The organism is Clostridium prolinivorans (genome assembly GCF_004011155.1).
Classification (GTDB): domain Bacteria; phylum Bacillota; class Clostridia; order Clostridiales; family Clostridiaceae; genus Clostridium_AT; species Clostridium_AT prolinivorans.
In genome coordinates this window covers 1-17,474 of the sequence record NZ_RJWG01000023.1, presented here as the reverse complement: position 1 = coordinate 17,474, position 17,474 = coordinate 1, and the positions used below count along the sequence as shown (strand labels likewise).

The following is a 17,474-nucleotide window of genomic DNA, read 5'->3' as shown; positions in this document are numbered from 1 at the left end:
ATTGAAAATTTTAAAGTTTAATACATTTCTCTAATATAAAATATATTTAATAACAAAATTATTGTTTTACTAAACAATGTACTTATATTAAAATATTTTTATTTTTAACGTTAGATATATTATAAAAATCTATTTTAATTGATTAAATTAATTATTATATTTTAATATATATACATACTAAGTATATTATATAATTTAATATTAAATAATAAAAGTATTTGTATTAAAACAAACTTTTATTTAATAAAAAAATAAGCACAAAATTATCATTTTTCTTAATATAAAAATACTAATTTTGTGCTTATTTAAAATTATAATTTTTTTAATTTTAATTTATTTTAAAAATATGTTTCACGTGAAACATATTTATTTTTTAGGTATTGTTACAGTGATTTGAATGCAATCATCTAAATCTTTAGATGCGTACTGAGCAGCAATACCATATTTATCAAATACTTGTCTTACTGTATTTATATATACCTTTGGCGAAAAAACACCTTTTATTTTTTTCTTTCCCTCTGCTGCTACTTCTTGATGAGTTAATCTTAAAAGCTCTTTTTCTATTAGTTCTTCTGTTTTTTTAACATTTAAATTTTTTTTAATAACTATATTTAATATTTTTTGCTGTATTTGTGGAGTTGGTAATTTTAACAATGCTCTTGCATGTCTTTCTGTTAATTTATTTTCAAGCAGAGTATTTCTAATTTCAGGAGAAAGCTTCAAAATTCTTATTTTATTTGCAATAGTAGATTGCTTTTTGCCTATAACTTCTGCTAATTGTTCTTGAGTATAAGAATGATCTTTTATTAAATTATAATAAGCTTCTGCTTCTTCTATAAAATTTAAATCTTCTCTTTGTAAATTTTCAAGAAGAGCAATTGCTGCTGAATCTTTATCTGTAATGTCAACTAATATAGCAGGAACTTTATCTAAGCCTATCTTTTTAGCTGCTCTTAATCTTCTTTCCCCAGCCACTAGTTCATATCTATCTGTGCCTATTTTTCTAACTGATAATGGTTGAATTATGCCAAAAGTTTTTATAGATTTGGCTAATTCATCAATAGTTTCTTCATTAAAATTTTTTCTTGGTTGATAAATATTTGGTGAAATCAAATCAGTAGATATATAAAAAATATTATTTTCCATGGCACCCTCATCCCTTTTGTTTTTTCCTTATATTAACAAATTCTGCATAAAATTTTAAATTCCTTCTTTTATTATCATTTTTTATATGACAAATTATTACATATATTTATTTTATAGGTTTTTTTTGTATAGTTCCAGCTTTTCTAGGATAAATTTTAGGAGTTTCTTTAATTTTTTTTACAATAACTAAATTATGCTTTAAATCAGTATTTTCTATATCTACATTAATAATATCTTCAATAACTCCACCTAATGTAACAACAGCCTTTTTACCTTCATTTATTTCTTCTTCCACTGAAGGGCCTTTTAACGCAATAAAATATCCATTAGTTTTTACATAAGGAATGCATAATTCACTTAATACAGCCATATTAGCTACAGCTCTAGAAACTGCAAAATCAAAATTTTCCCTATAACCTTTTTCTCTTGCAAAGTCTTCTGCTCTTCCATGTAGTGCAGTTATATTTTTAAGATTTAACTCTTTTATTACTTCATTTAAAAAATTTACCCTTTTATTTAAAGAATCTAAAAGTACAACTTCTACTTCTGGTAACATAATTGATATAGGGATTCCTGGAAATCCAGCACCAGTTCCAATATCAATTATTCTTTTAGCAGTATTTAATAAAGAAAATCTGAAAATCTTAATAGAATCTATAAAATGCTTTTTAACTATATCCTCATCTTCTGTAATTGCTGTTAAATTTATTTTCTCATTCCATTCTTTAATAAGATCTTTATATTTCATAAATTTATCATATTTTTCTTTATCAAAATATAATTTTTCATTGATACAAGCAGTATTCATTATTTCAAAGAATTCCATTATTTTATTCTCCATCCTTAATTTTTTCTTTAGCATAATGTTGTTCTAAATATATAAGAAGTACTGATATATCTGCAGGAGATACTCCCGATATTCTTGATGCCTGACCTATGCTTATTGGTCTAATATTATTAAGTTTTTGCTTAGCCTCTATTCTAAGACCATAGATATTATCATAATTTATATCTTCTGGTATTAATTTTTTTTCAAATTTTTTAAATTGCTCTACTTGTTCTAACTGCTTTTCAATATATCCTTCATATTTTGATATTATATTAACCTGTTCTTGTATATCAGCTCTTAAATTTGGTCTTTCTAAATCTAAAGGTTTTACAATATAATAATCAAGCTCTGGTCTTTTTATAAGTTCATATAAACTAACAGGTTTCTTTAATTCTGATGAATTAACAGACATTAAAAATTCATTTACTTCTTTTTTATTTGTTATTTGAAGATTTTTAATTCTTACAAGTTCTTTTTCAATGGCATTTTTTCTTTCTAAATATTTTTCATATCTTTCTTTAGAAACTAATCCAACTTTATATCCTATTTCTGTAAGTCTAAGATCTGCATTATCTTGTCTTAAAAGTAATCTATATTCAGCTCTTGAAGTCATCATTCTATATGGTTCTTGTGTTCCTTTTGTAACTAAATCATCTATTAAAACACCAATATAAGCATCACTTCTACTTAAAATTAATGGTTCTCTATTTTTAATTTTAAGTGCAGCATTTATTCCAGCTATTATTCCCTGAGCTGCTGCTTCCTCATATCCTGAACTACCATTCATTTGCCCTGCACTAAATAATCCTTGTATTTTTTTCAACTCTAATGTAGGTTTTAATTCTGTTGGATCAAGACAATCATATTCTATAGCATATCCTGTTCTCATAATTTGAACATTTTCAAGTCCTGGTATAGTCCTAAGCATTTTTATTTGAACATCTTCTGGAAGTGATGTAGACATACCTTGAACATACATTTCTTCTGTATCTTCTCCCTCTGGTTCAATAAATACCTGATGCTGAGTTTTTTGAGGAAATCTCATTACTTTATCTTCTATTGATGGACAATACCTAGGACCTATTCCTTCAATAGAGCCATTATACATAGGAGAACGGCTTATATTATCTCTTATAACTTTATGTGTTTCTTCATTTGTATAAGTTAAATAACAAGAGATTTGTTCTCTTTCTATATTTTCATTCATAAAAGAAAATGGAATTATTTTTTTGTCTCCTGGCTGTTCTATCATTTTTGAAAAATCTATAGATTTTCTGCTAACTCTTGCAGGAGTACCTGTTTTAAATCTCCTTAAACTTAATCCAAGATTTTTTAAACAAAAAGATAAATCATTTGCAGGAAAAAGATTATTAGGTCCACTACTATAATCCACTTCTCCAATTATTACTCTTCCTTTTAAATATGTTCCAGTAGCTAAAATTACAGCTTTGCAAGGGAAATAAGCACCATTTTTAGTAAGTACACCTTTAACTTTATTATTTTCAACTTCAATATCTACAGCTTCAAGCTGTCTTAAATATAAATTTTCTTGTTTTTCAAGTACATGTTTCATTCTAGATTGATATCTTTTTTTATCAGCCTGTGCTCTAAGAGAATGAACTGCTGGACCTTTTGATGTATTTAACATTCTAGATTGAATAAAAGTTTCATCTATATTAAGCCCCATTTCTCCACCTAAAGCATCTATTTCTCTAACAAGATGCCCTTTAGATGTACCTCCTATATTAGGATTGCATGGCATAAGTGCTACACTATCTAAATTCATACATAAAACTAAAGTTTTACATCCTAATCTTGCACAAGCAAGAGCTGCTTCACAACCAGCATGACCTGCACCAATAACAACTACATCAAATTCTTCTTCAATATACTTCATAACAATCACTACTTTCCAATACAAAATTCTGAAAATATTTTATCTATTATATCTTCTTCTAAAGTTTCTCCTGTAATTTCACCAAGGCTTGCAAAAGCTTGTTTAAGATCTATAGACGCTAAATCAATAGCCATAGTATTATTTAAAGCCAAAAGCCCTGCATTTAAACTTTCTTTTGCACGTAATAATGATTCTTTGTGCCTTGTATTTGTTATTAAAGTATCTTTAGTTGTAATTTCACCTTTAAAAAATAAATGTTTAATAGCTTCTTTTAAATTTTCAATACCCTCTCCAGTTTTAGCTGAAATTTCTATAACATACTCTGAATTTAATTCTTTAATATCTTTTTTATTAATCTTATTTTCTAAATCACTCTTATTTAAAAGTACTACATATTTTTTATCTTTAATGTAATCTATAATTTCAATATCTTCTTTATCTAAATTTTTACTTGCATCAAGCATTAAAATAATTAAATCTGCCTCATTTATTTTTTCTCGTGATTTTTCTACACCTATTTTTTCAACTATATCATCTGTTTCTCTTATACCAGCTGTATCTATTATTTTTACAGGAATTCCATTAATATTTATAAATTCTTCTATAATATCTCTAGTAGTTCCTGGAATATCTGTAACTATAGCTCTTTTTTCCATAAGAAGAGCATTTAAAAGAGATGATTTACCAACATTAGGTTTTCCTACAATAACAGCATTAAGTCCCTCTCTTATTATTTTACCTTCATTGGCAGAATTCAATAGATTTTCTACTTCTTCTATAATATCTTTTAATTGTTTTTCTATTATATGTGCAGTAGTTTCTTCTAAATCTTCTTCAGGGAAATCTACTGTAGCTTCTATATGTGCAATAATACCTAATAATTTTTCTCTTAAAGATTTAATTTCCCTGGAAATTCTTCCTTCTGATTGAGCTAATGCAGACTTCATGCTTAATTCTGTTTTAGCTCTTATTATATCAATAACAGCTTCAGCTTGACTTAAATCAATTCTTCCATTTAAAAATGCTCTTTTAGTAAATTCGCCAGGTTCTGCAATTCTCGCACCAGCCTTAATAACTTCCTCAAGCACTTTGTTTGTAGAAATAATACCACCATGGCAATTTATTTCAACAGTATCCTCTGCAGTAAAACTTTTAGGACCTTTCATAAAACTTACTATAACTTCATCAATAATTTCATTTTTTTCTTTATCTATAATATATCCATATCTCATTGTATAAGTTTTTATATCTTCTAAAGTTCTTCCATTCTTGCCTTTAAATATGCTATTTACTACTTTTAAAGCATTTTTACCTGACACTCTAATTATAGAAATACCACTTTCACCTAAACTTGTAGCTACTGCAGCAATTGTATCAAATTCTTTCATTATTTTAATTTCACCTCTTTTCAACATATTTATATTATAACCAATAATTAATAATAAAAAAAGCAAGGTTTATTTTATTAAATAAGAAAATTTAATAAATGTATAAAAAGAAAGCCCTTAGGCTTTCTTTAAATTAATAACTACTCTTCTATAAGGTTCTTCACCTTCACTATAAGTGTCTACAAAAGGATTATTTTGAAGTGCAGAATGTATTATTCTTCTTTCATAAGGATTCATAGGCTCAAGTTTAATTAATTTTCCTGTTCTTTTTACTGTATTTGCAACTTTATTTGCAAGTTTTCTTAAAGTTTCTTCTCTTTTAGCTCTATAATTTTCTGTATCTAAAACAACTCTTTTATAATTAGTTTCATTTCCTTTATTTATAACTAAACTAACTAAATACTGAAGTGCATCTAAAGTTTCACCTCTATATCCAATAATTATTCCCATATCTGGTCCAGTTAAAGAAATATTAATAGTGTCATTATCTTCTTTAATTTTTATTTCTGCTTTAATATTCATTGCATTTAAAATTTCTCTTAAAAAAGATTTAGCTTCATAAGTATAATCTCTTTTTACTTTAACTCTTATTTTTGCAGGTTTAGCACCAATAAATTTAAAAAGCCCTTTACTTCCTTCATCTAAAACTTCTACTTCTATTTTATCTTTAGTAATTTTTAATTCATCTAAAGCATTTTTAATAGCTTCATCAACTGTTTTACCAGTCATTTCAATAATTTTCATATATCCTAAGACACCTGCCTTCTCTGCTATCAAATGTTTTTAATAAAACATTAAGCATTTGCTTCTTTTTCTTTAAAACGCATCCTTCTAATAAGAAGATTTTGTCCCATTTGAATTAAGTTGTTAACTACCCAGTAAAGTACAAGAGCTGAAGTAAAATTCCATGCCATAATAATCATAAATATAGACATACCAATATTCATTGTACTAGCTTGTTTTGCTTGAGCTGGATCTGCAGCAGTCGGCATCATAAGCATAGATATGTATTGGGTAACTCCTGATAAAATAGGTAATATATGAAGCTGGTCAGGACCAAATAAATTTTTCATCCATAAAAATGATACTATAGTTCCACCAGTATCTATAGTTCTAAATACATAAAAAAGTGCCCAAAGTATTGGAAGTTGTATTAAAAGAGGCAAACATCCACTCATAGGATTTGCTCCTTTTTCTTTATACAATTTCATCATTTCCTGTTGTGCTTTTTGAGGATCATTTTTGTATTTTTCTTGTATTTTTTTTATTTCTGGCTGCATTTCCTGCATTACAGCCTGAGACTTTATTTGTTTTAAGTTTAAAGGTAATAAAATTAGTCTTACTATTATAGTAAAGAATATAATAGATAATCCATAAGAAACATTAGGATTAGTTATACCTATAACTTTAATTCCTTCGTGTAATAATTCAAAAAAACTTTTTAATGCATTGTTTATAAAATTCAAATTACAAACCTCCTAGTGGTTATTTTACTGGATCGTATCCTCCCTTGTTTAAAGGATTACATCTTAAAATACGCTTAATTGACATAATACTCCCTTTAAATGCACCATATTTTTCTATTGATTCTAATGCATACTGAGAACAAGTTGGATAAAACCTGCATCCTGCATTACTAGAAAAACCTAAAAATTTATAAAATACCTTCTTTAAAGGTGATAAAAATTTTCTATAAAATTTTATTATTTTAATTAACATTTTTTTCATCAATTAATAAACCTGCCTTTTTTAACAGATTTTTTAAAGCACTTTCAATCTCTGCAAAACTTTTATCATTTGAAGAATTTCTAGCAATAAAAACTAAATCATATCCTTTTATTATATAATCTTTATTAAGCCTATAACTTTCACTTATAAGCCTTTTAACTCTACTTCTTACTACACTCTTCCCAACTTTTTTACTTACAGATATTCCAACTTTATTTAAATTTTTATGATTTTTACGTACATATAAAACTAATAAGGAATTAGAAAAAGATTTACCCTTTCTGTAAACAGTCCTAAACTCTATATTTTTTCTTATTTTTTCTTCTTTTTTAAAACTATGCATAAAGTTTATCTCCTTTTTACTGCAATTACAGAAAAAGGCCACTAAAGCGGCCTTATGCTGTTAATCTTTTTCTACCTTTTGCTCTTCTTCTTTTTAAAACTTTTCTACCACCTGGAGAAGCCATTCTTTTTCTAAAACCATGTTCCTTTTTTCTTTGTTTTTTCTTAGGTTGATATGTCATAAACATTTCTAATGCACCCCCTTCTATATCTTTATATTATATAGCAAATATCTTACTACCTAATTAAAATTTTTCTATCTTCTTTTTTCTTTTTATTAAAAGATAGATTTTTATAAATCATATAATTTAAATCTTAATACTAATAAACTTAGTATTTTAATTTAAAAAAATATAATCATCTTTTCTTTTATTTTTTAAAAGAAATTTATATAAATGTAATTTTAATTTTTACTATTAAATTATATATTTACAATATATTTATGTCAAGAATAAGAATAATGTTGATATTTTTTATATTTCTACACATTTTTTGTGGATAACTTCTTGAATAGCTCTTTATGTTTTGTTATTATAGATAAAGGATTGTTAATAACTTTTTTAAATAATAAGTTATCCACACGTGTTGATAACTTTGTGGATAACCTGTGAAATAGTTTATAACACAAGTATTTTCTTTTTTTTATTTTTAGCTTAATATGCTATTTTATTCATTTGTATATAATGTTAATATATATTTTTTCACATTGTTAATAACTTTTTATGTTTTAAAATTATAAACAAAATTATTGACATGTGAATATTTTTTTCAACATTTGTCAACAAATTAAATAAATTATATTTTTATTATTATATACTGTGAATAATATTTTTTTAACAAAAAATTTATTATTTATTTTAAACTGGAGGATAAAAAATGGATGGCGGTCTAAAAGATTTGTGGGAAAAAGCTTTAAACATTATTAAAACAGAAATGACAGAAGTTAGTTTTAATACATGGATAAAAAGTGCAATTCCTTTATCTTTAAGCAATAATACCTTAACACTAGGAGTCCCAAACAACTTCACTAAAGAAATACTAGAAACTAGATATAAAGATTTGATTATTAATTCTTTAAAACTTATTTCTCCTAAAAAATATAATATAGAATTTATTATTACATCTGAAGAAAGCATCGATATTGAAGAGTCAAATTCAAAAAAAGAATTAAAATCTAATATTATAGTTAATGATGAAATGGTTGGTACTTTAAATCCAAAATATACTTTTGATACTTTTGTTATAGGTAATAGCAATAGGTTTGCTCATGCAGCTTCTTTAGCCGTTGCCGAATCTCCAGCAAAATCATATAATCCCCTTTTTGTTTATGGCGGTGTTGGACTTGGCAAAACTCATCTAATGCATGCTATTGGACATTATATACTTCAAAATAACCCAAAATCAAAAGTTGTATATGTATCTTCTGAAAAATTTACAAACGAACTAATTAACTCTATTAAAGATGATAAAAATGTTGAATTTAGAAATAAATATAGAAATGTAGATGTTCTATTAATAGATGATATTCAATTTATAGCTGGTAAAGATGCTACCCAACAAGAATTTTTCCATACTTTTAATGCTCTTCACGATGCAAATAAACAAATAATTTTATCTAGTGATAGGCCTCCTAAAGAAATTCCAACTTTAGAAGACAGACTAAGATCTAGATTTGAATGGGGACTTATAGCAGATATTCAGCCTCCAGATTTTGAAACAAGAATAGCTATTCTCAAAAAAAAGGCTGATGTTGAAGGATTAAATATTTCAAATGATGTTATGGCTTATATTGCAACTAAAATAAAATCAAATATTAGAGAACTTGAAGGAGCTTTAATTAGAATAAATGCTTATTCTTCTTTAACTAATAAAGATATAACAGTTGATTTAGCAGCTGAAGCTTTAAAAGATATTATTTCAAATAAACCTGAAAAAAAGATAAATATAGATTTAATAATGGATGTAGTAGCAAATTATTATGGTTTAAGAATAGAAGACTTTAAATCTCAAAGAAGAACAAGAAATGTAGCTTTTCCTAGACAAATAGCTATGTATCTTTGTAGAAAACTTACTGATACATCTCTTCCTAAAATCGGTGAAGAATTTGGCGGAAGAGATCATACAACAGTAATACATGCTTATGAAAAAATTAGTGAAGGCTTAAAATCTGATGAAAGTCTTCAAGAAGCTATAAATGAAATTACAAAAAAAATTCAGCAAAAATAATTAACATAAGTTATTAATAACATTATAATAATATGTGGATAATTTAATATTCATAAATCAGTTTATAACAATGTGGATAAGATTTAAATATATTCATTTACTTATCCACAATTATTTTTACTAAATTTATGAGTATTTTCAAAGTCTTTAATGTGTTATCCACATAACAACAACCCCTACTACTATTATTACTAAAAAATATATATATTATCTATTCTTTCTATATAAAAAATCCATGTGGATAAAAGGAGGACACAAATGAAATTTATATGTGAAAAAAATAAACTTCAAGAAGCAATTTTTACAGCACAAAAAGCTATAACTGGAAAATCTACTATGAGCATACTTGAAGGAATATTGCTAATTGCTAAAGATAATGAACTAACATTAATAGGATCAGATATAGATTTAAGTATAGAAACAAAAATCAAAGTTGATGTTATAGAAGAAGGAAGTATAGTTGTAGATTCAAAATTATTTGGAGAATTAATAAAAAAACTTCCTCCTTTTGAAGTTCAAATAAGTACAATTCCTAATAATTCTATAGAATTAATATGCCAAAAATCTAAAGCTGTTTTAAAATATAAAAATTCAGATGAATTTCCTATGATACCAAAAATAAATGAAAATATAATATTTTCTATACCTCAGAGAGTATTAAAAAGTATGATAAAAGGAACAATTTTTGCAACGGCTCAAGATGAAATAAGGCCTATTCTTACTGGAGTTAAATTTGAAATTAATAATAATAAATTAAATTTAGTAGCTTTAGATGGATTAAGATTAGCATTAAGATCAGAAAATATAGATAATGACAATACTATAAACGCTGTAATTCCAGGAAAAACTTTAAATGAAGTTTCAAAAATAATAGAAGATTCAGATGATAAAATAAATATTACTTTTACACCAAATCATATACTATTTAATCTTGGAAATACCAAAATTATATCTAGACTTTTAGAAGGTGAATTTATAAATTATAATTCAATTATTCCAGATGAATATAATTTAAAAGTTATAGTAAAAAGAAATGAATTTTTAGATTGCTTAGAAAGAGCTTCTCTTATGGCAAAAGATGGAAATACAAATTTAGTTAAACTTGATATTAAAGACGATATAATGGTTATAACATCCGATTCTCAATTGGGAAAAGCAAGAGAAGAGGTAAACATAATTATGCAAGGAGAACCTTTAAAAATTGCATTCAATGCAAGATTTTTAATTGATGTGTTCAAAGTTATGGAAGAAGAAGAAATAATACTAGAACTTACAAGTAATGTCAGTCCGTGTATAATAAAAAATAAAGATAAAAACAATTGTACTTATTTAGTTCTTCCAGTTAGATTTATAGAAAATTAAATTTCATAAATTTGGGGATAATATATTTATACTGTATTATCCCCAATATAATTTATTTTTTATAATTAAATTTTTGCATTGAGAGGTAAAATTATGAAAGAAATAAAAATAAATACAGAAATTATCAAATTAGATTCATTTTTAAAGTATGCTGGTATAGTGAATATGGGATCAGAAGCTAAAATTTACATACAAAATGGTAATGTAAAAGTAAATGGTGAAATAGAACTTAAACGAGGTAAAAAGCTTAAAAAAGGTGATATAATTGAAATAGAAGGAGAAAATTATAAAATTATATAAATTTTATGTTATAATATAATAGGTGTTTTTATATGTATATAAAAAATTTGCAACTTCTAAATTTTAGAAACTATGAAGAAATTAATATTGAATTTAATAACGGAGTAAATATTTTTATCGGAGATAATGCTCAAGGAAAAACAAACATACTTGAAAGCATTTATTATAGCAGTTTAGCTAAATCTCATAGAACTAATAAAGATAAAGAACTTATAAATTGGAATAAAGATTATGCTTATAATAAATCTTATATATCAAAAGAAAGATTAGACAAAATCATAGAAATAAAAATTTTTAAAGATGGAAAGAAAGGAATAAGAATAAACGGTATTAAAATCAATAAGATACAAGAACTTATTGGTATTTTTAATGTAGTTTTATTTTCTCCTGAAGATTTAAAAATTGTAAAAGAATCACCTTCATATAGGAGAAAATTTCTTGACACTGAAATTTGTAAATTAAATAAAAAATATTATTATAATTTAGTACAATATAATAAAGTTTTAAATGAAAGAAACACTTTACTAAAAAAATGGAATGAAGATATTAACAAAATGATTGATATATACGATGTACAGCTTTCTAAATTTGGAAGCTATATTATAAGTGAAAGATTAAAATATATTAATCTCCTTAACCAAAAAGGCAGTGTAATTCATAAAGAAATTACATCGGAACTTGAAAATATAAGTTTTAAATATATAACTTCAATAAAAGATTTAGAAAATATAGAAAATGAACTAAATTATATTTTGAAAAAAAATATAAAAACAGATATGGAGAGAAAAACAACTTCATATGGTCCTCATAGAGATGATTTTTCTATAAACATAAATGGTGTTGATACAAGAAATTTTGGCTCTCAAGGTCAGCAAAGAACTTCAGTTTTAACTATTAAGTTTGCTTCACTTCAAATTATTAAAGAAGAAACCAAAGAATATCCAATACTTCTTTTGGATGATGTTTTATCAGAGTTGGATTTAAACAGACAAAAGTATATTTTAAATTCTATAAATAATGTTCAAACTATAATAACTTGTACAGGTATAGAAAACATAAAGAATTATTTAAATTCAAGTGCAAAGGTGTTTGAAGTTAAAAATGGTAAAATAATTAAAGAATATATGTTAAAAAAAACATAAAATATTACATTGCCTTTTTATAATGATTAAAGGAGGAATTTACATGTTTTTACATTTAGGAGAAAATGTTGTTGTTCCAATAAAAGACATAATAGGAATATTTGATATGGAAACTTCTACATATAGTTCAGATACAAATCAATTTTTAAGATTAGCAGAAGAAGATGGTTTTGTTGAAAGAATTACCAAAGAAAAACCAAAATCATTTATTATAGCAGAAATAGATAAAAAAAGTAAAATATATCTATCTCCTATATCATCAGCTACTTTGGAAAAAAGAACTGAAATAATATATGAAGAAATATAAGTGATAAAAAAGGAGGATTAAACATGCCGGAAAATAGACCAATATACGATGAAAATCAAATTCAAGTACTTGAAGGGCTTGAAGCTGTAAGAAAAAGACCAGGTATGTATATAGGAAGTACTAGTTCTAGAGGACTACATCATCTAGTATATGAAATAGTTGATAACAGTATAGATGAAGCAATGATAGGAGTATGTAAAAATATAAATGTTTTTATTCATAAAGATAATTCAATAACGGTTAAAGATGACGGTAGAGGTATGCCTATTGGAATACATCCTAAAATGGGAATACCAACGGTTGAAGTTATAATGACTGTACTGCATGCTGGTGGAAAATTTGGTGGTGGAGCTTATAAAGTATCAGGAGGACTACATGGTGTTGGAGCTTCGGTTGTAAATGCTTTATCAGAAATTTGTGAAGTTACTGTTACAGCTAATGGAGGTTTATGGAGACAAAGATATGAAAGAGGAAAAGCTGTTACAGGTTTAGAAAAAATAGGTGAAGCTGAAGGACATGGTACAGAAACATATTTTAAACCAGATTACCAAATTTTTGATGAATTGGAATTTGATTATGATACGTTAGCTCAAAGACTTAGAGAGCTTGCATTTTTAAATAAAGGTATAAGAATAACTCTTAAAGATGAAAGAGAAGAAGGAAAAAGTGATGAATTTTACTATGAAGGTGGTATTAAATCTTTTGTAGAGTACTTAAATAGAAATAAAGAAAAACTTCACGATGAACCTATTTACATAGAAGGTAAAAAAGATGATTATTATGTAGAGGTAGCTTTGCAATATAATGACAGCTACAATGAAAATATATTTTCATTTGCTAATAATATTGATACAGTAGAAGGCGGCACACATTTAGCTGGATTTAAAACAGCATTAACGCGTGTGTTTAATGATTATGCTAAAAAATTTGGATTTTTAAAAGAAAATGATAAAAACTTATCTGGGGATGATATAAGAGAAGGACTAACAGCTGTAGTTTCTGTTAAACTTGTTAATCCTCAATTTGAAGGGCAGACTAAAACAAAGCTTGGAAATAGTGAAGTAAGAGGAATAGTTGATAACATAGTAGGAGAAGGAATAGAAAATTTTCTTCAAGAAAATCCATCAATAGCAAAAACCATAATAGATAAAGCTTTACTTGCAGCAAGAGCAAGAGATGCAGCAAGAAAAGCTAGAGAACTTACAAGAAAATCTGTACTTGAGAGAAGTTCCCTTCCAGGAAAGCTTGCTGATTGTTCCTCTAAAAATCCAGATGAGTGTGAAATTTTTATTGTAGAGGGAGATTCTGCAGGTGGAAGTGCTAAAGGTGGAAGAGATAGACGTTTTCAAGCAATACTTCCACTTAGAGGTAAGATAATGAACGTTGAAAAGCAAAGACTTGATAAAATATTAGGTTATCAAGAAATAAGAGCAATGATTACTGCATTTGGTGCAGGAATAGGTAAAGATTTTGATGTTGAAAAATTAAGATACAATAAAATTATTATAATGACAGATGCCGATGTTGATGGAGCTCATATAAGAACTCTTCTTCTAACTTTCTTTTATAGATACATGACAGATTTAATTGAAAAGGGGCACGTATATGCAGCGCAGCCACCTCTTTATAAAGTTTCTAAGGGTAAAAAAGATTATTATGTTTACAGTGATAAAGAATTAGAAAAAATACTTGCTCAAATAGGTGGAAAAGATAACAGTACTACTATACAAAGATATAAAGGTCTTGGAGAAATGGATGCAAATCAGCTTTGGGAGACAACTATGGATCCTGAAAAAAGAACGCTTATTCAATTTACTGTAGAAGATGCTATGGCTGCAGATGAAATATTTACTATTCTTATGGGTGATAAAGTAGAGCCAAGGAGAGAATTTATTACAGAAAATGCAAAGAAGGTTGTAAATCTTGATATATAGATTTTTTAAGTTACACAAGAGAAGAGGTGTAGTTCATGAATAATGAAGAAAATGTTTTACAAGTTGAAATAAGTCAAGAAATGAAAAAATGTTATATAGATTATGCTATGAGTGTTATAGTAGGTCGTGCTCTTCCAGATGTAAGAGATGGATTAAAACCTGTACATAGAAGAATTTTATACTCTATGCATGAATTAGGACTTACTCCTGATAAAGGTTATAGAAAATGTGCAAGAATAGTAGGAGATGTTTTAGGTAAATATCATCCTCATGGAGATACGGCAGTTTATTATGCATTAGTAAGAATGGCTCAAGATTTTTCTATAAGATATCCTCTTGTAGATGGCCATGGAAATTTTGGTTCTATAGATGGCGATAGCGCAGCAGCTATGCGTTATACAGAAGCTAGAATGAGTAAAATAACACTAGAACTTTTAAGAGATATAAATAAAAATACTGTTGATTTTGTACCTAATTTTGATGGAGAAGAACAAGAGCCTTCCGTACTTCCATCAAGATTTCCTAATCTTCTTGTAAGTGGATCTTCGGGTATAGCAGTTGGTATGGCTACAAATATACCTCCTCATAATTTAGGAGAAGTTATAAATGGAATAAATATGCTTATAGATAACCCTGATGCTACAGTATTGGATTTAATGACTGAAATTAAAGGTCCAGATTTTCCTACAGCAGGTATAATTTTAGGAACATCAGGTATAAGAGAAGCTTATGAAACTGGTAGAGGTAAAATACTAGTAAGAGCTAAAGCTTCAATTGAAGAAGAAAAGGGAAGACAAAAGATTATAGTAACAGAGCTTCCATATCAAGTTAATAAAGCTAAGCTTATAGAAAATATTGCTGATTTAGTAAGAGATAAAAAGATAGAAGGTATTTCAGATTTAAGAGACGAATCAGATAGAGAAGGCATGAGAATAGTAATAGAAGTGAAAAAAGATGCCAATGCTAATATTGTATTAAATCAATTATATAAACATACTAAGCTTCAAGATACATTTGGAGTTATAATGATTGCTCTTGTAAATAATGAACCTCAAACTTTAAATTTAAAGCAAATTTTAGTTCATTATTTAGATTTTCAAAAAGAAGTTATAAGAAGAAGAACACAATTTGAATTAGATAAAGCCTTAGCAAGAGCTCACATATTAGAAGGATTAAGAATAGCACTTGATAATATAGATGCAGTTATATCACTTATACGTTCTTCAAAAACAACAGAGCAGGCTAGAAATGGTCTTATAGAAAAATTCAAACTTTCTGAAAAACAAGCTCAAGCCATATTAGATATGAGGCTTCAAAGACTTACCGGTCTTGAAAGAGAAAAAATTGAAGAAGAATATAATAATCTTATGAAAGATATATCTTATTACAAAGAAATACTCGCTAATGAAAGTTTAGTATTAAAAATAATCAAAGAAGAACTTTTAGAAATAAAAGCAAAATATTCTGATGAAAGAAGAACAACTATAGAAAGAAATAGTAATGATATAGACATAGAAGATTTAATACAAGAAGAAGATGTAGTTGTAACTTTAACACATGCTGGATATATTAAAAGAATTTCAGCAGATACATACACTGCTCAAAGAAGAGGGGGCAGAGGAATTCAAGCTATGACTACTAAAGAAGATGATTTTGTAGAACATATATTTATTACATCTACACACAATAATCTTTTATTCTTTACTAATTTAGGAAAAGTTTACAGGTTAAAAGCTTATGAACTACCTGAAGCTGGAAGAACTGCTAAAGGTATAAATCTTGTTAATATTCTTCCATTAAACCAAGGAGAAAAAATTCAAGCTGTTATGCCTATAAAAGAATTTGAAGAAGATAAATTTTTAGTAATGGCTACAAAAGATGGATTTATAAAGAAAACAGATTTAAATCAATTTGCATCTATAAGAAAAAATGGATTAACAGCTATTAACCTTAGAGAAGGCGATGAACTTATTGGTGTAAAAATGACTAATGGCAGCAGTGAAATATTAATTGTTACAGAAAATGGATATTCAATAAGATTTAACGAAACAGATGTAAGATCTATGGGAAGAACTGCAGCTGGAGTTAAAGCCATAACCTTAAGAGAAGGCGATAAAGCTGTAAGCATGAGTATAATAACTTCTAATGAGGATGTTTTAATAGTAAGTGAAAATGGTTTTGGTAAAAGAACAAAAGTAGAAGAATACTCAGTCCAAAGAAGAGGCGGGAAAGGCATTATTACCTATAAAGTAACTGAAAAAACAGGTAAAATAGTTGGCGGTGGAATGGTAAAAGATGGCGATGAAATAATGCTTATAAATAGTAGTGGAGTAGCAATAAGATTAAATGCTGAAAATATATCTGTTACAGGAAGAAATACTATGGGTGTAACTTTAATGAAAACAACAGAAGAAGAAAAAATTGTTGCTATAGCTAAAATAAATAAAGATGATTCGGTTAAAGAAGTAGAAGAATAAAATAAAAAATTATAATAAAAAATTATAAAATAAAAAAGCGACAGAGAAGTTTATAAATTTCTCTGTCATTTTTTTATTTTATTCTATAAAAAAATGGTTGCATAATTCAAACTATACCGGGTGTATCTTTATATAAAATAATTAGTATTAAAGAGAAAAAAAAAGAGATTTTAATATAATTTAAATTAATAATATTATATTAAAAAGTCATAATGAATATTTTTGATAAAATATCTTTTGTCGCTAAGAGGTGACAGTAACAAAATTCGTTGTAACATTTAAAATTTCTTAGTTAACAATAAAAAAATTGTTGACAATAAGAAATTTAAATGATAAACTATAAAAGCTGTCAGATGACAGCGAAATGATTGGTCTTTGAAAATTAAACAGAGAATA

Annotated in this window: 16 protein-coding genes; 7 read left to right on the top strand and 9 right to left on the bottom strand. The window is 26.4% G+C overall.

Features of this window, described 5'->3' with window-relative positions:
• Window positions 1–366: 366 nt before the first annotated feature.
• The 9 genes from noc to rpmH all read right to left on the bottom strand — a co-directional run bounded on the left by noc (window position 367) and on the right by rpmH (window position 7,518).
• Complete coding sequence (noc, locus tag EGD97_RS11690; RefSeq protein ID WP_078683187.1) at window positions 367–1,146, bottom strand: nucleoid occlusion protein; 780 nt, start codon at window positions 1,144–1,146, stop codon at window positions 367–369.
• Window positions 1,147–1,252: 106 nt separating this feature from the next.
• Window positions 1,253–1,972, bottom strand: a complete 720-nt coding sequence (gene rsmG, locus EGD97_RS11685) for a 16S rRNA (guanine(527)-N(7))-methyltransferase RsmG (protein WP_127837503.1) — start codon at window positions 1,970–1,972, stop codon at window positions 1,253–1,255.
• A gap of 4 nt (window positions 1,973–1,976) precedes the next feature.
• Window positions 1,977–3,872 (bottom strand): tRNA uridine-5-carboxymethylaminomethyl(34) synthesis enzyme MnmG, encoded by a 1,896-nt coding sequence (gene mnmG, locus EGD97_RS11680; RefSeq protein ID WP_078683185.1) that lies wholly within the window; start codon window positions 3,870–3,872, stop codon window positions 1,977–1,979.
• Between the two features lie 8 nt (window positions 3,873–3,880).
• Window positions 3,881–5,260: a tRNA uridine-5-carboxymethylaminomethyl(34) synthesis GTPase MnmE gene (mnmE, locus tag EGD97_RS11675; protein WP_127837505.1), complete on the bottom strand. Its 1,380-nt coding sequence runs from the start codon at window positions 5,258–5,260 to the stop codon at window positions 3,881–3,883.
• Between the two features lie 117 nt (window positions 5,261–5,377).
• Window positions 5,378–6,004 carry an RNA-binding cell elongation regulator Jag/EloR gene (gene jag, locus EGD97_RS11670; RefSeq protein ID WP_078683183.1) on the bottom strand — a complete coding sequence of 209 codons (627 nt, stop codon included), beginning with the start codon at window positions 6,002–6,004 and terminating at the stop codon, window positions 5,378–5,380.
• Between the two features lie 50 nt (window positions 6,005–6,054).
• Window positions 6,055–6,726 carry a membrane protein insertase YidC gene (yidC, locus tag EGD97_RS11665; protein WP_078683182.1) on the bottom strand — a complete coding sequence of 224 codons (672 nt, stop codon included), beginning with the start codon at window positions 6,724–6,726 and terminating at the stop codon, window positions 6,055–6,057.
• 19 nt (window positions 6,727–6,745) lie between these two features.
• Window positions 6,746–6,988 (bottom strand): membrane protein insertion efficiency factor YidD, encoded by a 243-nt coding sequence (yidD, locus tag EGD97_RS11660; protein WP_078683181.1) that lies wholly within the window; start codon window positions 6,986–6,988, stop codon window positions 6,746–6,748.
• Window positions 6,969–7,331, bottom strand: coding sequence for a ribonuclease P protein component (gene rnpA / locus EGD97_RS11655; protein ID WP_078683180.1), 363 nt, complete (start codon window positions 7,329–7,331; stop codon window positions 6,969–6,971). Before rnpA ends, yidD begins: the two co-directional genes overlap by 20 nt.
• A 52-nt stretch (window positions 7,332–7,383) precedes the next feature.
• Window positions 7,384–7,518, bottom strand: a complete 135-nt coding sequence (gene rpmH, locus EGD97_RS11650) for a 50S ribosomal protein L34 (RefSeq protein ID WP_078683179.1) — start codon at window positions 7,516–7,518, stop codon at window positions 7,384–7,386.
• Window positions 7,519–8,206: 688 nt separating this feature from the next.
• Between rpmH and dnaA the strand changes: the two genes are divergently transcribed.
• From dnaA to gyrA, 7 genes are all read left to right on the top strand, one after another.
• Complete coding sequence (gene dnaA / locus EGD97_RS11645) at window positions 8,207–9,556, top strand: chromosomal replication initiator protein DnaA (protein WP_127837501.1); 1,350 nt, start codon at window positions 8,207–8,209, stop codon at window positions 9,554–9,556.
• A gap of 258 nt (window positions 9,557–9,814) precedes the next feature.
• On the top strand, window positions 9,815–10,918 hold the full coding sequence (gene dnaN, locus EGD97_RS11640) for a DNA polymerase III subunit beta (protein ID WP_127837499.1): 1,104 nt from the start codon (window positions 9,815–9,817) through the stop codon (window positions 10,916–10,918).
• A 93-nt stretch (window positions 10,919–11,011) separates the two neighbouring features.
• Window positions 11,012–11,218 (top strand): S4 domain-containing protein YaaA, encoded by a 207-nt coding sequence (yaaA, locus tag EGD97_RS11635; RefSeq protein ID WP_127837497.1) that lies wholly within the window; start codon window positions 11,012–11,014, stop codon window positions 11,216–11,218.
• A gap of 32 nt (window positions 11,219–11,250) precedes the next feature.
• On the top strand, window positions 11,251–12,360 hold the full coding sequence (recF, locus tag EGD97_RS11630) for a DNA replication/repair protein RecF (protein ID WP_127837495.1): 1,110 nt from the start codon (window positions 11,251–11,253) through the stop codon (window positions 12,358–12,360).
• 43 nt (window positions 12,361–12,403) lie between these two features.
• On the top strand, window positions 12,404–12,667 hold the full coding sequence (remB, locus tag EGD97_RS11625) for an extracellular matrix regulator RemB (RefSeq protein WP_078683174.1): 264 nt from the start codon (window positions 12,404–12,406) through the stop codon (window positions 12,665–12,667).
• Window positions 12,668–12,690: 23 nt separating this feature from the next.
• Window positions 12,691–14,601, top strand: coding sequence for a DNA topoisomerase (ATP-hydrolyzing) subunit B (gyrB, locus tag EGD97_RS11620; protein ID WP_127837493.1), 1,911 nt, complete (start codon window positions 12,691–12,693; stop codon window positions 14,599–14,601).
• 35 nt (window positions 14,602–14,636) lie between these two features.
• Window positions 14,637–17,078 (top strand): DNA gyrase subunit A, encoded by a 2,442-nt coding sequence (gene gyrA / locus EGD97_RS11615; RefSeq protein WP_127837491.1) that lies wholly within the window; start codon window positions 14,637–14,639, stop codon window positions 17,076–17,078.
• Window positions 17,079–17,474 lie beyond the last annotated feature (396 nt).

What these genes read in the sequence shown, in the direction of transcription:
- noc (WP_078683187.1), bottom strand. Translation starts at nt 1,146, where the DNA reads ATGGAAAATAATATTTTTTATATATCTACTGATTTGATTTCACCAAAT.
- rsmG (WP_127837503.1), bottom strand. Translation starts at nt 1,972, where the DNA reads ATGGAATTCTTTGAAATAATGAATACTGCTTGTATCAATGAAAAATTA.
- mnmG (WP_078683185.1), bottom strand. Translation starts at nt 3,872, where the DNA reads ATGAAGTATATTGAAGAAGAATTTGATGTAGTTGTTATTGGTGCAGGT.
- mnmE (WP_127837505.1), bottom strand. Translation starts at nt 5,260, where the DNA reads ATGAAAGAATTTGATACAATTGCTGCAGTAGCTACAAGTTTAGGTGAA.
- jag (WP_078683183.1), bottom strand. Translation starts at nt 6,004, where the DNA reads ATGAAAATTATTGAAATGACTGGTAAAACAGTTGATGAAGCTATTAAA.
- yidD (WP_078683181.1), bottom strand. Translation starts at nt 6,988, where the DNA reads ATGAAAAAAATGTTAATTAAAATAATAAAATTTTATAGAAAATTTTTA.
- rnpA (WP_078683180.1), bottom strand. Translation starts at nt 7,331, where the DNA reads ATGCATAGTTTTAAAAAAGAAGAAAAAATAAGAAAAAATATAGAGTTT.
- rpmH (WP_078683179.1), bottom strand. Translation starts at nt 7,518, where the DNA reads ATGTTTATGACATATCAACCTAAGAAAAAACAAAGAAAAAAGGAACAT.
- dnaA (WP_127837501.1), top strand. Translation starts at nt 8,207, where the DNA reads ATGGATGGCGGTCTAAAAGATTTGTGGGAAAAAGCTTTAAACATTATT.
- dnaN (WP_127837499.1), top strand. Translation starts at nt 9,815, where the DNA reads ATGAAATTTATATGTGAAAAAAATAAACTTCAAGAAGCAATTTTTACA.
- yaaA (WP_127837497.1), top strand. Translation starts at nt 11,012, where the DNA reads ATGAAAGAAATAAAAATAAATACAGAAATTATCAAATTAGATTCATTT.
- recF (WP_127837495.1), top strand. Translation starts at nt 11,251, where the DNA reads ATGTATATAAAAAATTTGCAACTTCTAAATTTTAGAAACTATGAAGAA.
- remB (WP_078683174.1), top strand. Translation starts at nt 12,404, where the DNA reads ATGTTTTTACATTTAGGAGAAAATGTTGTTGTTCCAATAAAAGACATA.
- gyrB (WP_127837493.1), top strand. Translation starts at nt 12,691, where the DNA reads ATGCCGGAAAATAGACCAATATACGATGAAAATCAAATTCAAGTACTT.
- gyrA (WP_127837491.1), top strand. Translation starts at nt 14,637, where the DNA reads ATGAATAATGAAGAAAATGTTTTACAAGTTGAAATAAGTCAAGAAATG.